The sequence below is a fragment of the Ancylobacter aquaticus genome (assembly GCF_004339465.1).
Lineage (GTDB): Bacteria > Pseudomonadota > Alphaproteobacteria > Rhizobiales > Xanthobacteraceae > Ancylobacter > Ancylobacter aquaticus.
Genome location: NZ_SMFY01000001.1, coordinates 1,253,470 through 1,270,553 on the forward strand (window position 1 = coordinate 1,253,470; position 17,084 = coordinate 1,270,553).

A 17,084-nucleotide genomic window follows, 5' to 3' on the forward strand; every position below is an offset into this window, starting at 1 on the left:
GCCGCCGACATGAATCAATGGCGCATATCGGGGACACCGTCGAGCCGCCGCGCCTTCCCCTCAGGGCATGCCCCTCACGGCACGCGCCCACCCCTGCGCCGGGGTGGGCGGTATCCAAGCGCTCTGACCTCAGCGCGTTCTTGCGTCAGCGTGTTCCTGCTTCAGCGCGTTCTTGCGTCAGTGATGCGCGCGATTGGTGAAGGTGACGGGGATCCAGGTGAAGGCGCCGTCGTCGGCGCGGACGTGGCCGATGCCGGGAAAGGGGAGATGCGGCGCGGCGATGAGGGTGCGGTCATGGGCGAAGCCGGCGAAGGCGCCGGACCGCACGCGGGCCGCCTCGTCGGGGTTCTGGTCATAGGTGATGGTCGTTGCCGGCGCCGGAAACTGGACGGCGGCCGAGTGGATGATGTCACCCACGAAGACGATCTCCTCGCCTTCGCTCCGCAAGGTGTAGAACGCGCTGCCGGGCGTATGGCCGGGATGGAGGGTCGCGGTGACTCCGGGCAGAACCTCGCCGGTGGGCGGGAGCGGCTCGACCTTGCCGGCATCGAGATAGGGTCTCAGCGTTTTTTCGGCCACGTCGAAATACTGGGCGTCATAGCCTGTGCGCTGGATGTTGCTGCGGTCCAGGAAGAAGTCGAGGTCCGGCTTGCCGACGTGGATCGTCGCGTTGTCGAAGACGCGGTTCCCGTCACTCACCAGACCGCCCGAATGGTCGGAATGCGCGTGGGTGATCAGGACGTCGGTGACCTGATCGGGGACGAACCCCGCCTGCTTCAGGCTGGCAATGAGGCCGCCGCCGGCACCGGGGCCGAAGAGTTCGCCGGAGCCGGTGTCGACCAGGACGAGCCGGCCGGGCATTTCGAGCAGGAAAACGTTGATCGAGGCCTCGACCGGATTGGCCTGGAAGTTGCGATCGAGCAGAGCGTCGATCTGTGCCGGGGTCACGTCGCGAAGCAGGGCGTGGAGATCCTGGGGAACAGAGCCGTCCGACAGGGCGGTGACCCGGACGGCGCCGATCTGCAGCCGGTAGATCGCGGCGCCCTGGGCGGTGACGTGCGCGGGCGCATCCGGCTTCGGCGGCGTTGCCGGCTGGGCGAGGCCGGAAGTGGCGGCAGCGATGGCAAGGAGCGCGACGCTGGCGGAAATGATCGATCGATAGGTCATGGGGAGGTCCTTTCGCTGAGCGAGACCTACCCTGTCGCGGGAGCGGTTTGGAGCCGCGACCGGCTGATCGTAGCTATCGACCGCATCGATAGCTCGCGGACCGCTTCCCCATTTTGAAGAGCCATCATTCCCGGGCTGAGCCGGGGAATGATGGGGTTATGCCGGCGCTACCGGGGCCGCCGCCCGCCCTCAGATATCCAGCGTGTTGTCGCGTTCCCACTGGGTGAGGTGGCGCGAATAGGCGTTCCATTCCTCGTTCTTCAGCTTGGCATAGCCGTCCACCAGCGGCGCGCCCAGCGCGTTGCGCAGCACGCTGTTCTTCTCCAGCGCGCGGATGGCGTCGAGCAGGTTCAGCGGAAGCTTCTTGGCGCCCTTCACCTTGTGGCCGTCCGTGTACATGTTGATGTCGAGCCGCTTGCCCGGGTCGCGCTGGTTCTGGATGCCGTCGAGCCCGGCCGCCAGCATGGCGGCGGGGGCGAGATAGGGGTTGGCGGCGCCGTCCGGCAGGCGCAGCTCCAGCCGGCCCGCATCGGGGATGCGGATCATGTGGGTGCGGTTATTGCCGGTATAGGTGACGGTGTTGGGCGCCCAGGTGGCGCCGGAAACGGTGCGCGGGGCATTGATGCGCTTGTAGGAGTTCACCGTCGGGTTGGTGAAGGCGCACAGCGCGTCAGCCGAATGGATCAGCCCGCCGATGAAGCTGTAGCCGAGATCGGACAGTCCCAGCTCGCCACTCTCGTCCTCGAACAGGTTGGCCCCGTCCGGCCCCCACAGCGAGGTGTGCATGTGGCAGCCCGAGCCGGTGAGGTCGATGAACGGCTTGGGCATGAAAGTGGCGCGCAGCCCGTGCTTCTCGGCGATGGAGCGGGCCATGAACTTGAAGAACACATGCCGGTCAGCGGTGATGAGCGCGTCGGCGAAGTCCCAGTTCATCTCGAACTGGCCGTTGGCGTCCTCATGGTCGTTCTGGTAGGGGCCCCAGCCCAGGGTCAGCATGCAGTCGCAGATTTCCTTGATCACGTCATAGCGGCGCATCAGGGCAGACTGGTCGTAGCAGGGCTTGGTGGCGTTGTCGGCGGTGTCGGAGATCTTCGAGCCGTCGGGGGTGGTGAGGAAGAACTCGCACTCGACGCCGGTCTTCATGAGGTAGCCGAGGCTGTCGGCGCCCAGCATGGTGGATTTCAGCACGTTGCGCGGCGCCTGCGCCACCAGCTCGTTGTTCATGACGAGGTCGGAGGCGAGCCAGCCGACTTCCGGCTTCCAGGGCAACTGGATCAGGCTGGAAGCGTCCGGCACGGCGAACAGGTCGGCATCGGCCGGGCTCATGTCGAGCCAGGTGGCGAAGCCGGCGAAACCGGCGCCGGAGCGCTGCATGCCGCCGATGGCGGTCGCCGGCACCAGCTTGGCCCGCAGCGCGCCGAACAGGTCGACATAGGAGATCAGGAAATACTTGATGCCGAGTTCTTTCGCGGCGTGCTTCAGGTCGGCTTGGGCAAGGTCATTGGCCATGGTGCAATCCGGTTTCGCTGTTCCCCGGCCCGTTGGGGCTCGTTGGTCGTGCAAATGTCGCGCCGGTCGTGCCGGCTACCATCCTTCGAGGCTCGCGGTCAGAAGCCCCCGTTCCGCCCCGGAATCCAGTCTGTCCCGGCCAGCGGCACATTGGCCATGGCGGCGGCCTCGATGGTCAGCGCCACAAGGTCCTCCGGCTCCAGATTGTGCACATGGCTCTTGCCGCAGGCGCGCGCGATGGTCTGGCACTCCAGCGTCAGCACGGCGAGATAATTGGCAAGGCGCCGCCCGGCGGCAATGGGGTCGAGCCGGGCCATCAATGCCGGGTCCTGCGTGGTGATGCCGGCAGGGTCGCGGCCCTCGTGCCAGTCGTCATAGGCGCCGGCGCGGGTGCCCAGCGCCTCGTATTCGGCGGCGTAATGGGGGTCGTTGTCGCCCAGCGCCACGAGGGCCGCTGTGCCGATGGCCACCGCGTCGGCGCCGAGCGCCAGCGCCTTGGCCACGTCCGCCCCGTTGCGGATGCCGCCGGAGACGATGAGCTGCACCTTGCGGTGCATGCCCAGGTCCTGCAGCGCCTTCACCGCCTGCCGCACGGCGGCGAGCGTGGGGATGCCGACATGCTCGATGAAGATTTCCTGCGTGGCGGCGGTGCCGCCCTGCATGCCGTCCACCACCACCACATCGGCGCCCGATTTTACCGCCAGCGCCGTGTCGTAATAGGGGCGGGCGGCGCCAACCTTCACATAGATCGGCTTTTCCCAGTCGGTGATCTCGCGCAGTTCCTCGATCTTGATCTCGAGATCGTCCGGCCCGGTCCAGTCCGGGTGGCGGCAGGCCGAGCGCTGGTCGATGCCTACCGGCAGCGTGCGCATGCCGGCGACGCGCTCGGTGATCTTCTGGCCGAGCAGCATGCCGCCGCCGCCGGGCTTGGCGCCCTGGCCGACCACCACTTCGATGGCGTCCGCGCGCTTGAGATCGTCCGGGTTCATGCCATAGCGCGAGGGCAAATACTGGTAGACGAGCTGGGTGGAGTGCCCGCGCTCCTCGTTGGTCATGCCCCCATCGCCTGTGGTGGTCGAGGTGCCCATGGCGGACGCCCCGCGCCCGAGCGCTTCCTTGGCGTTGGCCGAGAGCGAGCCGAAGCTCATGCCGGCAATGGTGATCGGGATTTTCAGCGAAATCGGCTTCTTGGCGAAGCGGGTGCCGAGCAGGACCTCGGTGGAGCACTTCTCGCGGTAGCCTTCCAGCGGGTACCGCGACATGGAAGCGCCGAGGAACAGCAGGTCGTCGAAATGCGGCACCCGCCGCTTCGCGCCGCCGCCGCGAATGTCATAGATGCCGGTCGCGGCCGCGCGGCGGATTTCCGAGAGCGTGTAGTCGTCGAAGGTAGCGGAGGCACGGGGCAGGGTGTGCGGCGTCGTGCGCGGGGTGTTGCTGTGGTCGGTCATCGCGCCCTCAATAGCTCGACACGTTGTCGACGTGGAAATGGTAGAGCGTGCGAGCCGAGCCGTAGCGGCGGAACTCCGAGATATCGACCTCGCCGAGAATGCCGGCAGCTTCCAGCTTGGAGGCCAGCAGCGCGCGATGCTCCTCGCGCATCTCCTTCTCGATGCAGTCGGCCCCTAAGCTGGCGACCGAGCCGCGCACGAAGAGCTTCGCTTCATACAGGCTGTCGCCCAGCGCCTCGCCCGCATCGCCCAGCACGGTGAGCGTGCCGGCCTGCGCCATGAAGGCGCTCATATGGCCGATGGAGCCCTTCACCACGATATCGATGCCCTTCATCGAGATGCCGCAGCGGGCCGAGGCGTTGCCGTCGATGACCAGCAGCCCGCCATGGGCGGTGGCACCGGCGGCTTGGCTGGCGTCGCCCTTCACATGAATAAGCCCACTCATCATGTTTTCGGCGACACCGACGCCGGCATTGCCGTGGACGATGACGGAGGCCTGCTTGTTCATGCCGGCGCAGTAATAGCCGACCGGCCCGTCGATCTCGATTGTCACCGGCACGTCGAGCCCCGCCGCGATGGCGTGGCGCCCGGCCGGGTTGGCGATTTTCCACAGCGTCTGGTTGGTGTCGGCCGCGAGTTTGTGCAGGGCGGAGTTCAGCTCCCGCAGCGGGGTGTGGGCGAGATCGACGAAGGTTTCGCCCTCGGCGGAGGCGGAGGGTTTCAGCGACAGGTTCATGCTGCACGATCCCAGAAATAGACCTTGGCCGGCTCCGGCTCGAACACCCGGGCGGTCTCGATGCCCGGCAGGCCGGCCAGCGCGCGGTATTCGGAAGCGAAAGCCACGTAGTCGTCGGTCTCGGCCATGACGGCGGGCTTGCAGGCGATCGGGTCGCGCAGCACGCCGAAGCCGCTCTCGGTGCCGACGACGAAGGTGTAGAAGCCGTCGAGATCGCCCAGCGAATGCTCCAGCGCCTCGCCTAGCGTATCGCCCCCGCGCATGCGGTAGGTGAGATAGGCGGCGGCCACTTCGCTGTCGTTCTCGGTCTTCACCTCCAGCCCCTCGCGGGCCAGCAGGCGGCGCACGCCGGCATGGTTGGACAGCGAACCATTATGCACCAGGCACTGGTCCGGGCCGGTCGAGAAGGGGTGGGCGCCGTCCGTGGTCACGGCGCTCTCGGTCGCCATGCGGGTGTGGCCGATGGCGTGGGTGCCGCTCATCGTCTCCAGCTTGAAGCGGCTGGCGACATCGGCGGGCAGGCCGACCTCCTTGTAGAGCTCCATGCGCGCGCCGGTGCCGACAACGCGCACATCCGGCGCGAGGCGCGCCAGCGCGGCACGGACGGATGCCTCCTCGGCCTCCGGCACGCTCAGCACGCCATGGGTGCCGCGAGCGATGACGGGATGGCCGAGCTGCGTGCCCAGCGCGGTGAAATCGGTGCCGGCGGGGCCGCGCAAGGTGAGCTTCACGAAGCCGGGCGTGCCGGCGCCATAGACGGCGAAGCCGGCCGAATCCGGCCCACGGTCGCACATGATGTCGAGCATCTGCGAAAGCATGGCGCCGAGTTCCGGCTCCAGCTTCGGCTGCTTCAGGAACAGGCCGACAATGCCGCACATGGCGGAGAACTCCTGCAGGCAAGGGGTGGCGGATGGACGATAAGCCCTGCCCAACCTTTTAGGAGCCGCCCGCGCAGGCGTCAATATTCCGAGAATAATATTTTCTTGAGAAGAAAATTAACCCGCCACATCCGGCTTTCCCGTCAACCGTCATCCCGGCCGCAGCGAAGCGTAGCGCCGGGATCGCTCTCCATCCGGCAACGATCCCGGCTCGGCCTGCGGCCGTCCGGGATGACGGCTGTGGAGACGTATACGGGAGGGGATCAGCGTTCGCTGTCGCGCGGGTAAATGATGATGGAGAGATAGCTCATCGGCCGCACCAGCAGTTCTTCCGGCCCATGGGTGGCGGCGCTGTCGAACAGCAGCGAATCGCCCGGCCGGAGGTGATAGGTGCGCTCGCCATGGCGGTACATGACCTCGCCGGAGATCATGTGGATGAACTCCACCCCGGCATGGCGGAAGCCGGTATAGGGCACGGCCTCTTCGCTGAGCGTGATCAGATAGGGCTCGACCGCCACTTCGCCACCGACCGCATGGCCGAGCAGCTCGTACAGGTGCCCCACCTTGGTGCCGCGCCGCTCGATCCGCACCCCGCCGCCGGCGGGCACGAAGGAGCAGTCGCGCTTCTCCTCGAAACTGGTGAAGAGGGTGGAAATCGGCACGTTGAGCACGCTGGAAATCGCCTGCAAGGTGCCCAGCGACGGCGAGATCAGCCCGTTCTCGATCTTCGAGAGCATGCCCACCGAGATTCCGGCGGCGCTGGCGAGATCGGAGACGGTGAGGTCGAGATCCCGGCGTATGCCGCGCACATGCTGGCCGAGCGCCTGCTCCAGCGTGCGCTCGCGCGCCAGCGGCGCCCCCGAGCCGGTGGTCAGGTCCTCGGCCGGAATCTCGGCCGCTGTCCCGCCCGCTTTGCGCCGTCCATCGCTCAAGAGTCTGCCCCTTTTGTTTGCTGTGCCGATGGGAAGCAGTTCGCCGGCAAAAGCAAGCCCCCGGGAAGGCCTCCCCGGAAAGCCCCCGGTGCGGGCGCGCACGGCCATGCACCCGCTCTCGCTGTCATGGAGCCTTGGCATTCATCGTGCCTCGAAGGGCGTACCCCTACCTCGCTGCCACGGGACGGTCGTCGCGCCATGTATGATTTCGACATGATTGTCATCGGCAGCGGCCCTTCCGGCCGCCGCGCCGCCGTCCAGTCGGCCAAGATCGGCAAGTCCGTGCTGGTGGTGGAGAAGGGCCGGCGCGTCGGCGGCGTCTCGGTCCACACCGGCACCATCCCCTCGAAAACCCTGCGCGAAACCGTGCTGAACCTCTCCGGCTGGCGCGAACGCGGCTTCTATGGCCGTTCCTACCGGGTCAAGCAGGATATCGACGCGGGGGACCTGATGTCGCGCCTGCACAAGACGCTCGACCATGAGGTCGACGTGCTGGAGCACCAGTTCGCCCGCAATGGCGTGAAGACCGCGCGCGGCGAGGCCCGCTTTCTCGACCCCCACACGCTGCAGATCACCGGCGAGGCCGGCGAGGTCGACACCGTCACCGGCGCGCATGTGCTGATCGCGGTCGGCACCCGCCCGTTCCGGCCGGACTATGTGCCATTCAACGGCATGAGCGTGTTCGACAGCGACGAGATCGTCGACCTGCCCAGGCTGCCGCGCAGCCTCGCGGTCATCGGCGCCGGCGTCATCGGTGTCGAATATGCCTCGATCTTCAGCGCACTGGACGTTTCCGTTACCCTGATCGAGCCGCGCGCGACCTTTCTCGACTTCATCGACAAGGAACTGATCGAGGAATTCGTCCACGATCTGCGCGACCGCAATGTTGCCCTGCGCTTCGGCGCCGCCGTCACCTCCATCGCGCTGGACGCCCGCGAGCGGCCGGTGTGCAAGCTGGCGGATGGGCGCACCGTGCAGTCCGATATGCTGCTGTTCGCCGCCGGGCGGGTAGGCGCCACCGACACGCTCAACCTGGAGGCCGCCGGGCTCGCCGTCGACCATCGCGGCCGCATCGGCGTCGAGCCGAAGACGCTGCAGACTTCCGTGCCGCATATCTACGCGGCGGGCGACGTGATCGGCTTCCCGAGCCTCGCCTCCACCTCGATGGAACAGGGCCGCGTCGCCGCCTGCCACGCCTTCGGGCTGGAGCCGCCGCCCCCGCCGGAATTCTTCCCCTATGGCATCTACTCGGTGCCGGAAATGTCCACCGTCGGCATGAGCGAGGAAGAGGTGCGCAAGCGCGAGATCCCCTACGAATGCGGCATCGCCCGCTTCCGCGAGACCTCGCGCGGCCACATCATGGGGCTGAACAACGGGATGATGAAGATGATCTTCTCGGTCAAGACCCGCCGCCTGCTCGGCGTCCACATCGTCGGCGAGGGCGCCACCGAGCTGATCCACATCGGCCAGGCGGTGCTGAACCTTAAGGGCACGATCGACTATTTCATCGAAAACACGTTCAACTACCCCACCCTCGCCGAAGCCTACAAAATCGCCGGCCTCGACGCCTGGAACCGCATGACGCGGGTGTGAGGGGGGCTGCGTAGCGCAGCGCCGCACCGGCACGCAAGGCGTAGGTCGCGCTCCCAACGACGCCGTATCGACGGTACTTCACAACCGTGCGCCGATATGAGACCCATGCAGATGCCGTTGCGATAGCCTTCCCGATGCGGGCCGGTGGGGGGCGTGCGGTGGCAAGAGCAAGGGGGGGAAGGAATGAATACCAGGACACGCCTGAGCCGGCGCGGCTTCATGGTTGGCACGGCGGCCACCGCCGCGCTCGCAGGTTTCCCGCCGGCGCGCGCGGAGACCACTTTGCCGGCCGCGCCGGGACCAGCCCTCAGCCCTCCGGTCGGCCGGTGGCAGGCGCTGGCGCGGATCGCCGATGGAGCGGTGCTGCGCCCTTCGGATGCGAAGTTTGATGCCCACGCGCTGCCGAACAATCTGCGTTTCCGTCATGTCCGGCCGGAGGCGATCGTGCAGTGCCGCACGCCGCAGATGATCGCCGATGTGCTGAACTGGTGCCAGGACCACGAAATGCCCTTCGCGCTGCGCGGCGGGGGCCATTCCTATGCCGGCTTCTCCACCAGCCGTGGCCTTCTGATCGACATGTCGCCCCTCAACGCCATCGACTATGAGCCGGCCAGTGGGTGCGTCCGGGTGGGGGCCGGCGCGCTGAACCAGCAGATCTATGATTCCCTGCGGCAGGCGGGGCGAATGATGACCCATGGTCGTTGCCCCGGCGTCGGCGTCGCCGGCTTTGTGCTCGGCGGTGGCATCGGCTTCAACATGCGCCGCCTCGGCGTGGCTTCCGACCAACTCGCCGCCTCGGAGATCGTCACCGCCGACGGGCGCCTGCGCGCGCTGTCGCCCGGTTCCGACCCGGACCTGTTCTGGGCCATCCGTGGCGGCGGCGGCGGCAATTTCGGCGTGAGCACCTCCTTCACCTTCGACACGGTGCCGGCGGACCCGCAGGTGACGGCGTGTCGTCTGGTCTGGCGCGAGAAGACACGGACGGTGGCGCGGGCGCTGTTCGCCGCCCTCGACCACGCTCCGGAGACGCTCGGCACGCGCATCGCCTTTGGTGGGGTAACGCCCGCGCTTGCCGCCAAGGGGAGGCAGGTGCCGGTGACGCTGCTCTGCCAGTTCGCCGGCGGCAAGGAGGGGCTGATGGCCCTCTTGAAGCCCGTGCTCGATCGTGTCGCGCCCGACTTCACCGACATCCGCGAGCTGCCCTATTGGGAGGCGCAGGACTTCCTCGTGGAGCCTGGCGCGCCGGCTTGGTACCGCGAGCGTTCGGCGTTCCTGGACGTCGCGCCGGATGAGCCGCTGCTTGAGGCCGCTTTCCATCGTCTTGAGCGCTGGACCGGCACGGGAGCCCATGGCGACCTGTTCTTCTTTCAGACCGGCGGACGGATCAACGAGGTGGCGCCCGCGGCGAGCGCCTTCGTCCATCGCAGCAGCCGGTGGCTCGCTGTGGTCGGGGTGAGCTGGAGCGAGGACGACACGGTGCGGCCGGATATCGTGCGCGCCGCCAAGAAATGGCAGGACGAGCTTTACCACGACGTCGGACGGGGCGGCGGACACGGCGCCTTCATCAACTTCCCCGACACGTCGCTCGTCGACTGGCGCACCCGCTATTACGGGGCCAATGGTCCTCGGCTGACGGAGATCAAGGCCCTGGTCGACCCCGGCAACTTGTTCAGCTTTCCGCAGGCGATCTGATCCCCGCCGATGGCGGGCGGATCAGGCCCGCCCCGCCTGCCGCCTTGCCGCCGTCAGCGTGTTGGCCAGCAGGCAGGCGATGGTCATCGGGCCGACGCCGCCGGGCACAGGGGTAATGGCGCCGGCGATACCCTGCGCCTCGCCGAAGGCCACGTCGCCGACCAGCCTTGTGCCCCCGCCCGCCTTCTCCACCCGGTTGATGCCGACATCGATCACCGTGGCGCCGGGCTTGATCCAGTCGCCGCGGATCATTTCCGGCCGGCCCACCGCGCCGACGAGGATATCGGCCCGGCGGCACACGGCCGGCAGGTCGCGGGTGCGCGAATGGGCGATGGTAACGGTGCAGTCCTCACGCAGCAGAAGCTGCGCCAGCGGCTTGCCGACAATGTTGGAGCGCCCGACCACCACCGCCTCCAGCCCGGCCAGCGAGCCGAGCGTGTCCTTCAGCAGCATCACGCAGCCGAGCGGCGTGCAGGGCACCAGCGCGTCCAGCCCCACCGCGAGGCGACCGGCATTCATCACATGGAAGCCGTCGACATCCTTGCCCGGGTCGATGGTGGCGAGCACCGCCTGCGCGTCGATGTGAGCGGGTAGCGGAAGCTGCACGAGAATGCCGTGCACGGCGTTGTCGGCGTTCAGCGCCTGCACCAGCGCCAGCACCTCCTCCTGCGTCGTCTCGGCCGGCAGCTTGTGCTCGAACGAGGCCATGCCGGCCTCGGCTGTCTGCTTGCCCTTGTTGCGGACATAGACCGCGCTGGCGGGGTCCTCGCCCACCAGCACCACGGCGAGGCCCGGCGTCACGCCGGTCTCGGCCACAAACGCCGCCACCTCACCCTTGAGGCGGGCGCGCATCGCCTCGGCAAAGGCCTTGCCGTCGATCAGGCGGGTCTCGACCATGCCGGCCTCCTCAGTCGCGGAACACGACGGTCTTGTGCCCGTTCACCAGCACCCGGTCGTCGAGATGCCAGGCGAGCGCCCGGGCGAGCACGCGCCGCTCGATGTCGCGGCCCTTGCGCACGAGGTCCTCGGCGGAATCCTGATGGCTGATGCGCTCGACATCCTGCTCGATGATCGGGCCCTCGTCGAGGTCGGAGGTGACGTAATGGGCGGTGGCGCCGATCAGTTTCACGCCCCGCGCATGCGCTTGGTGATAGGGCTTGGCGCCCTTGAAGCCGGGCAGGAAGGAGTGGTGGATGTTGATGCACCGCCCGGAAAGCTTGGCCGACAGCCCGTCGGAGAGCACCTGCATGTAGCGCGCCAACACCGCGACTTCCGCGCCGGAGGACTGGAACAGCTCCCACAGCTGCGCCTCCTGCTCCATCTTGGTCGCCTTGGTGATCGGCAAATAGTGGAAGGGCAGGTCGGCGAAGTCGAGATGGGAATAGGTCTCGCGCGGGTAGTTGGCGGCGATGGCGACGATCTCCATCGGGATCTCGCCGATGCGCCGGCGATAGAGCAGGTCGGCGAGGCAATGGTCGAACTTCGAGACCAGCAGCATCACCTTCGGCTTGCGGTTGCGCGGGCGCATGCGCCAGTCGAGCCCGAAATTTGCCGCCACCGGCGCGAACGCGCCCGTCAGCTCCTCCAGCGATCCGGAGCCGGCGGCGCGGTCGAACATCACCCGCATGAAGAAGCGCCCGCTCTCCGTGTCGTCGAACTGCTGAGCTTCAAGAATGTTGCCGCCCTGTTCGAACAGGAAGCCGGCCACTGTGGCGACGATGCCCGGGCGGTCGGGGCAGGAAAGGGTGAGGACATAGGGTTCGCGAGTGTCGGTCATGTCAGGTCTCGTCCAAACGCCGGCGGCGTTGGTGATGCGCGCAGGCTGGCTTCTAGGGGAGTTGAGGCGAGGGGGGAAGCGCGCGGCGCGCCGCCGTCAACCTCGTCCCGCCGTCCCGTTCTCCAGCCGCAGGCCGAACGCCGCCCCACTGGCAATGAGGAAGCGCGTGAAGCTCGCTTCCAGGCTGCGCGCCACCAGCAGCCGCCACGTCGCCTCGTCGACCCGCCACAGCGTCACGCCGATATGGGCGATCACCGTGGTCGCGGCATCGCCCGGCAGGAAGACACGCGGGTCGATGTCGATCAGCGCGCCCTTGGCGAGGAGGTCGGGTGTCTTTTCGCCCGCGAGGTCGAAGGTGACATAGGCGTCGTCCTGTTCGCTCACCGCCGCCTCGCTGCCCAGCAGCGCGCGCAGTGTGCCGGCAAGGTCCGGTTCGGTCTTCGACAAGACGAGAAAGCGCCCCGGCCCGGTGCCGACCACGGTGGCGGCGGCACCAATCGCCGCGCCCGTCCGGTCGGCGACCTCCAGCCCGAAGGCCCGGCCCAGCCGGCCCGTCACGCTTTCGGCGAAGCCGTTGCGGGCAACGACCAGCGCGATGAACGGCGTTTCAGGGATGGTGACGGTGACGCCGGGTTCCCCGTCCGCGCCATAGGTGCCGGATGGCGGCACGCGGTCGAAGCGGAGGCCCGCGAGGGGATCGTGAGACGAATGGTCAGCCACGAAGGCGCACTCCTTCCGGGTCGATGAAGCCGGGCGCGCAGATTTCTACCTCGATTTCCTCGCCGCGCACCGGGTCATAGGCGCGCACCCGCTCGCCGAGCCGCTCCGGCCCGCGCGTGATGAGGCCGAGGCCAATCCAGTGGCCCAGATGCGGGGAATAGGCGACCGAGGTCATGTAGCCCTGGTCATTGGCGGTTTCCGGCGCCGCGCCGCGGTTCAGGAAATGCGCCCCCGCCCGCAGCCGGCGCGAGAGGTCCACTGGCCTGAAGCCGACAAAGGCCGGCCGGTCGGGGTCGGCGAGGCCCGGCCGGGCCGCCATGGTGCGGCCGATATAGTCCTTCTTGGTCGAGGCCATGCGGCCGAAGCCGAGGTCGCCCGCCGTGGTCTGGCCGGAAAGCTCGCTGCCGGAGACATGGCCCTTTTCGATCCGCATCACCCCCAGTGCCTCGATGCCATAGGGCGTGATGCCGAACGTCTCGCCCGCCTGCATCAGCGCCTGCGCCAGCGCGGCGCCATGGCGGGCCGGCACCGCGATCTCAAAGCCGAGTTCGCCCGAGAAGGAGAGCCGGAACAGCCGCGCCTTCACCCCGTCCATGACGGTGCCCTCGACGGCGCCCATGAAGGGCAGGGCGGCGTTCGACACGTCGCCATCGGCGACCCGCGCCAGCACGTCCCGCGCGCGAGGGCCGGCGATGGCGATCTGCGCCCATTGCTCGGAAATAGAGGACAGGGCCACGTCCAGTTCCGGCCACAGCACCTGCAGGCAGAACTCCAGATGCTGGAAGACCTTGGCGGCATTCGCCGTGGTGGTGGTCATCACATAGTGCTCGGGCGACAGCCGGGCGGTGGTGCCGTCGTCCATCACCAGCCCGTCCTCGCGCAGCATCACGCCGTAGCGCGCCTTGCCGACCGCAAGCGCGGCGAATCCGTTGATGTAGACGCGGTCGAGGAAGGCGCCGACATCGCGGCCCTGCAGGTCGATCTTGCCGAAGGTCGAGACGTCGATCAGCCCGACGGATGCGCGCACCGCCGTCACCTCGCGCGTCACTGTCTCCAGCCAGTCCTTTTCCCCCGCGCGGGGGAAATACTGCGCCCGCAGCCACGCCCCGGTTTCGATGAATACCGCGCCCTGGGCGCGCGCCCATTCATGGGTCGGGGTGAGGCGCACCGGGCGGAAGTCCTTCCCCCGGTGGTGGCCGGCCAGCGCGCCCATGGAGACGGGCGTATAGGGCGGGCGGAAGATGGTGGTGCCGGTCTCGGGAATCGAGGCCCCCGTCAGGCTCGCCATGATGGCGAGGCCGGTGACGTTGGAGGTGCGCCCCTGGTCGGTCGCCATGCCCAGCGTGGTGTAGCGCTTGAGCAGCTCGACCGAGCGGAAGCCCTCCTTGTGGGCGATGCCGACATCCTTGGCGGTGACGTCGTTCTGCAGGTCGACGAAAGCGGCGCCCTTGGAACCCTCGACATGCCAGAACGGCGTGAGGGCGAAAGCCGCGTCCGCCACCTCGGGCACCTCATGCGCGGGAACGGTGAAGCCCAGCGCCCGTGCCGACTCCGCGCCCGTTTCCGCGCCGTCCCGCAGGCAGGCGCCGAGGCCGAGAATCCCCTTGGCGGCCCCGGCCACGCTCAGGCCGGGCGGGCAGGTGCCCGGCACGAAGGCGGCGATATCCTCGTTCCACGCCGGCTTGCCGCCATGGTGGCAGGTGAGGTGCACGCAAGGCGACCAGCCGCCGGAAACCGCCAGCGTGTCGGCGGCGATCCGCTCGGTTCCCGAAGCGGTGGCGACTTCAAGGGAACGCAGCGTGCGGCCATGGGTGGCGATCACCTGTGCGCCTTTGAGCACGCGGATGCCCTTGGCCTGCGCCGCCGCGATCAGTTCCGGCGCGACCTCTGCGCGCACGTCGACGATGGTTTCCACATGGGCGCCGGCCGCCTGCGCCGCCAGCATGTCCCGCCACGCTCCGTCATTATTGGCAAACAGCGCGATGTTCCGGCCCGGCAGCACGGCGTGGCGCTGCACATAGGTGCCGACCGCCCCGGCCAGCATCACGCCCGGCCGGTCATTGCCGCCGAACACGATCGGCCGCTCGGTGGCCCCCGCCGCCAGCACGGCGCGCCGCGCCACAATGCGCCAGAGCCGCTGGCGCGGCTGGAACGGGGCGGGGACGGCGAGATGATCGCTCACTCGCTCCAGCGCGCCATAGGTGCCGCCATCATAGACGCCGAACACGCTGGTGCGGGTCATCACCCGCACATTGGGCAGGCTGGCGAGTTCCGCCGCGATGCCGGCGGCGAAGGCTGGCGCGGGCTGGCGGTCCACGTCGCCCGCCTCGGCGTTGAGCCCGCCGCCGGGCAAAAAGTCCTCGTCCGCGAGGATCACCCGGGCGCCGGAGCGCGCCGCCGTGAGCGCCGCCATCAGCCCGGCCGGCCCGGCACCGATCACCAGCACGTCGCAGAAGGCGGTGGCCTTCTCATAGTGGTCGGGGTCTTCCTCCAGCGCGGCCCGGCCGAGGCCGGCAGCGCGGCGGATGATTGGCTCGTACACCTTCTCCCAGAAGGCGGCGGGCCACATAAAGGTCTTGTAGTAGAAGCCGGCGCCCAGAAACGGCGCGAGGAAACGGTTGAGGCTCAGCGCGTCGAGGGCGAGCGAGGGCCAGCGGTTCTGGCTGGTGGCCTCCAGCCCGTCATAGAGCTCGGTCACGGTGGCGCGGGTGTTGGGCTCGCGCCGCGCACCCGTGCGCAGCTCAACCAGCGCGTTCGGCTCCTCCGCCCCGGCCGAGAAGATGCCGCGCGGGCGGTGATATTTGAACGAGCGGCCCACCAGCCGCACCCCGTTGGCCAGCAACGCCGAGGCCAGCGTGTCGCCGGCATAGCCACGGTGGCGCGTGCCGTCGAAGCTGAAGCCGCGCGTCTGGTTGCGGTCGATCAGGCCGCCGGCCGACAGCCGGTTGCGGTTCGTCGCGCTCATGCGGGCTCTCCCGATTTGCGCGCCGGTGCTGCACCGGAAATCGCGTGGGTGCGTGTGTCGCGCGTGACGCGCAGCCATTGCCGGCAGCCATTGGCGTGGTACCACCACTCCTCATGCGCCCCGGCCGGGTTGTCGCGCAGGTAGACGTAATCGTGGAACGCCTGTTCCGCGTCCGCCGCCGCCGGGTCCGGGCGCGTCAGCGTGGCGTCGCCGAGATAGCTGAACTCATGGGCGTCGCGTTCGCCGCAATAGGGGCAGGGAATACGCATCAGTGCAGGTTCGGCTGGGCGCCGACTCCCTTTTCGTCGATGAGATGGCCGGTGCGGAAGCGGTCGAGCCGGAAGGCGCCGGCGGTGTCGTGCGGTGCGCCCGTTGCCAGAAGATGGGCGAAGCACCAGCCCGAGGCCGGGGTCGCCTTGAACCCGCCATAGCACCAGCCGGCATTGAGATAGAGCCCCGGCACCGGCGTGCGGTCGATGATCGGCGAGCCGTCCATCGACATGTCCATGATGCCGCCCCAGTGGCGCAGCAGCCGCAGCCGGCCAATACGCGGCATCAGCGCCATGCCGCCCTCGCACACATCCTCGATAACGGGGAGATTGCCGCGCTGGGCGTAGGAATTGTAGCCGTCGATATCGCCGCCGAAGACCAGCCCGCCCTTGTCGGACTGGCTGATGTAGAAATGCCCGGCGCCGAAGGTAATGACGCCGTCCACCATCGGCTTCAGCCCCTCCGAGACAAAGGCCTGCAGCACATGGCTCTCCATCGGCAGGCGCAGCCCGGCCATGGCGGCGACGCGCGAGGAACTGCCCGCCACCGCCACCGCGACCTTGCCCGCGCGGATGTCGCCGCGCGAGGTCTCGACGCCGACAATGGCGTCGCCCTCGCGCAAAAACCCCGTCACCTCGCAGTTCTGCACGATGTCGACGCCGAGCCGGTCGGCGCCGCGCGCATAGCCCCACACGACGGCGTCGTGGCGGGCCGTGCCGGCGCGGGCCTGCAACAGGCCGCCCTGGATGGGAAAGCGCGCATTGTCGAAGTTGAGGAACGGGTACATCGCCCGCACGCCAGCCTTGTCCATCAGCTTGGAATCCACGCCGGCAAGGCGCATGGCATTGCCGCGCCGTGCATAGGCGTCGCGCTGGGCGTCGGAGTGGAACAGGTTGAGGATGCCGCGCTGGCTCACCATCGCGTTGTAGTTCAGCTCCTGCTCCAGCCCCTCCCAGAGCTTCATCGACCATTCGTAGAACGGCTCATTGCCGGGCAGCAGGTAGTTGGAGCGGATGATGGTGGTGTTGCGCCCGGCATTGCCGGAGCCGATCACGCTTTTCTCGATCACCGCCACATTGCGGATGCCGTGCACCTTGGCGAGGTAATAGGCGGTCGCCAGGCCATGGCCGCCGCCGCCGACGATGATCACGTCATAGCCGGGCTTCGGCGCCGCGTCGCGCCAGGTGGGCGTCCAGCCCTTCTGGCCGGAAAGCCCGTTGGCGAGAATGCTGAGGAAGGAATAGCGCATGGGGGCTCGCTCAGGACGTTTGCTGCCGGACACCGGGAAAACCTATAGATCAACGCCGATCCGGTGATAATATAAGTTTTGGTTATGGGTGCGAACGGCAACGCCGTTATCCTGAGGCGCGAGCCACGGGCCTTGCCTCCGGCACGCC

At 68.2% G+C, this 17,084-nt stretch carries 14 protein-coding genes; 2 read left to right on the forward strand and 12 right to left on the reverse strand.

All coding sequences use genetic code 11. From position 1 onward, the window contains the following. Positions 1-177 precede the first annotated feature (177 nt). The 6 genes from EV667_RS05745 to EV667_RS05770 all read right to left on the reverse strand — a co-directional run bounded on the left by EV667_RS05745 (position 178) and on the right by EV667_RS05770 (position 6,670). Positions 178-1,167 (reverse strand): MBL fold metallo-hydrolase, encoded by a 990-nt coding sequence (locus EV667_RS05745; RefSeq protein ID WP_131834304.1) that lies wholly within the window; start codon positions 1,165-1,167, stop codon positions 178-180. A gap of 189 nt (positions 1,168-1,356) precedes the next feature. Beyond that, the gene (glnT, locus tag EV667_RS05750; RefSeq protein WP_131834305.1) at positions 1,357-2,676 is read right to left on the reverse strand and encodes a type III glutamate--ammonia ligase; all 1,320 of its coding nucleotides are present in this window, start codon (positions 2,674-2,676) and stop codon (positions 1,357-1,359) included. A gap of 98 nt (positions 2,677-2,774) precedes the next feature. After that, positions 2,775-4,124: an FMN-binding glutamate synthase family protein gene (locus EV667_RS05755; RefSeq protein ID WP_131834306.1), complete on the reverse strand. Its 1,350-nt coding sequence runs from the start codon at positions 4,122-4,124 to the stop codon at positions 2,775-2,777. Positions 4,125-4,131: 7 nt separating this feature from the next. Next, positions 4,132-4,860 (reverse strand): GltB/FmdC/FwdC-like GXGXG domain-containing protein, encoded by a 729-nt coding sequence (locus EV667_RS05760; RefSeq protein WP_131834307.1) that lies wholly within the window; start codon positions 4,858-4,860, stop codon positions 4,132-4,134. Then, complete coding sequence (locus EV667_RS05765; protein WP_131834308.1) at positions 4,857-5,738, reverse strand: class II glutamine amidotransferase; 882 nt, start codon at positions 5,736-5,738, stop codon at positions 4,857-4,859. Before EV667_RS05765 ends, EV667_RS05760 begins: the two co-directional genes overlap by 4 nt. A gap of 263 nt (positions 5,739-6,001) precedes the next feature. Further along, positions 6,002-6,670 (reverse strand): helix-turn-helix domain-containing protein, encoded by a 669-nt coding sequence (locus tag EV667_RS05770; protein ID WP_207907679.1) that lies wholly within the window; start codon positions 6,668-6,670, stop codon positions 6,002-6,004. Positions 6,671-6,868: 198 nt separating this feature from the next. On the opposite strand from EV667_RS05770, the gene sthA reads away from it, so the two are divergent. Then, positions 6,869-8,263 carry a Si-specific NAD(P)(+) transhydrogenase gene (gene sthA / locus EV667_RS05775; RefSeq protein ID WP_131834309.1) on the forward strand — a complete coding sequence of 465 codons (1,395 nt, stop codon included), beginning with the start codon at positions 6,869-6,871 and terminating at the stop codon, positions 8,261-8,263. 183 nt (positions 8,264-8,446) lie between these two features. Then, the gene (locus tag EV667_RS05780; RefSeq protein WP_131834310.1) at positions 8,447-9,955 is read left to right on the forward strand and encodes an FAD-binding oxidoreductase; all 1,509 of its coding nucleotides are present in this window, start codon (positions 8,447-8,449) and stop codon (positions 9,953-9,955) included. A gap of 21 nt (positions 9,956-9,976) precedes the next feature. Here EV667_RS05780 and folD read toward each other — a convergent pair whose 3' ends face one another. From folD to EV667_RS05810, 6 genes are all read right to left on the reverse strand, one after another. Then, on the reverse strand, positions 9,977-10,852 hold the full coding sequence (folD, locus tag EV667_RS05785; protein WP_131834311.1) for a bifunctional methylenetetrahydrofolate dehydrogenase/methenyltetrahydrofolate cyclohydrolase FolD: 876 nt from the start codon (positions 10,850-10,852) through the stop codon (positions 9,977-9,979). Between the two features lie 10 nt (positions 10,853-10,862). Beyond that, on the reverse strand, positions 10,863-11,732 hold the full coding sequence (gene purU / locus EV667_RS05790) for a formyltetrahydrofolate deformylase (protein WP_131834312.1): 870 nt from the start codon (positions 11,730-11,732) through the stop codon (positions 10,863-10,865). Between the two features lie 96 nt (positions 11,733-11,828). Then, positions 11,829-12,452, reverse strand: coding sequence for a sarcosine oxidase subunit gamma (locus tag EV667_RS05795; protein WP_131834313.1), 624 nt, complete (start codon positions 12,450-12,452; stop codon positions 11,829-11,831). Beyond that, complete coding sequence (locus EV667_RS05800) at positions 12,445-15,417, reverse strand: sarcosine oxidase subunit alpha family protein (protein WP_131834314.1); 2,973 nt, start codon at positions 15,415-15,417, stop codon at positions 12,445-12,447. The genes EV667_RS05795 and EV667_RS05800 overlap by 8 nt, the downstream gene beginning before the upstream one ends. After that, a complete protein-coding gene (locus EV667_RS05805; protein WP_131834315.1) occupies positions 15,414-15,686 on the reverse strand; it encodes a sarcosine oxidase subunit delta in 273 nt (90 codons plus the stop codon). Before EV667_RS05805 ends, EV667_RS05800 begins: the two co-directional genes overlap by 4 nt. Beyond that, positions 15,686-16,936, reverse strand: a complete 1,251-nt coding sequence (locus tag EV667_RS05810) for a sarcosine oxidase subunit beta family protein (protein WP_131834316.1) — start codon at positions 16,934-16,936, stop codon at positions 15,686-15,688. Before EV667_RS05810 ends, EV667_RS05805 begins: the two co-directional genes overlap by 1 nt. Positions 16,937-17,084: the final 148 nt, after the last annotated feature.

Coding starts and splice junctions, on each gene's coding strand:
- glnT (WP_131834305.1), bottom strand. CDS start 2,676: ATGGCCAATGACCTTGCCCAAGCCGACCTGAAGCACGCCGCGAAAGAA.
- EV667_RS05755 (WP_131834306.1), bottom strand. CDS start 4,124: ATGACCGACCACAGCAACACCCCGCGCACGACGCCGCACACCCTGCCC.
- EV667_RS05805 (WP_131834315.1), bottom strand. CDS start 15,686: ATGCGTATTCCCTGCCCCTATTGCGGCGAACGCGACGCCCATGAGTTC.
- EV667_RS05780 (WP_131834310.1), top strand. CDS start 8,447: ATGAATACCAGGACACGCCTGAGCCGGCGCGGCTTCATGGTTGGCACG.
- EV667_RS05810 (WP_131834316.1), bottom strand. CDS start 16,936: ATGCGCTATTCCTTCCTCAGCATTCTCGCCAACGGGCTTTCCGGCCAG.
- EV667_RS05745 (WP_131834304.1), bottom strand. CDS start 1,167: ATGACCTATCGATCGATCATTTCCGCCAGCGTCGCGCTCCTTGCCATC.
- EV667_RS05760 (WP_131834307.1), bottom strand. CDS start 4,860: ATGAACCTGTCGCTGAAACCCTCCGCCTCCGCCGAGGGCGAAACCTTC.
- folD (WP_131834311.1), bottom strand. CDS start 10,852: ATGGTCGAGACCCGCCTGATCGACGGCAAGGCCTTTGCCGAGGCGATG.
- EV667_RS05800 (WP_131834314.1), bottom strand. CDS start 15,417: ATGAGCGCGACGAACCGCAACCGGCTGTCGGCCGGCGGCCTGATCGAC.
- purU (WP_131834312.1), bottom strand. CDS start 11,732: ATGACCGACACTCGCGAACCCTATGTCCTCACCCTTTCCTGCCCCGAC.
- EV667_RS05765 (WP_131834308.1), bottom strand. CDS start 5,738: ATGTGCGGCATTGTCGGCCTGTTCCTGAAGCAGCCGAAGCTGGAGCCG.
- sthA (WP_131834309.1), top strand. CDS start 6,869: ATGTATGATTTCGACATGATTGTCATCGGCAGCGGCCCTTCCGGCCGC.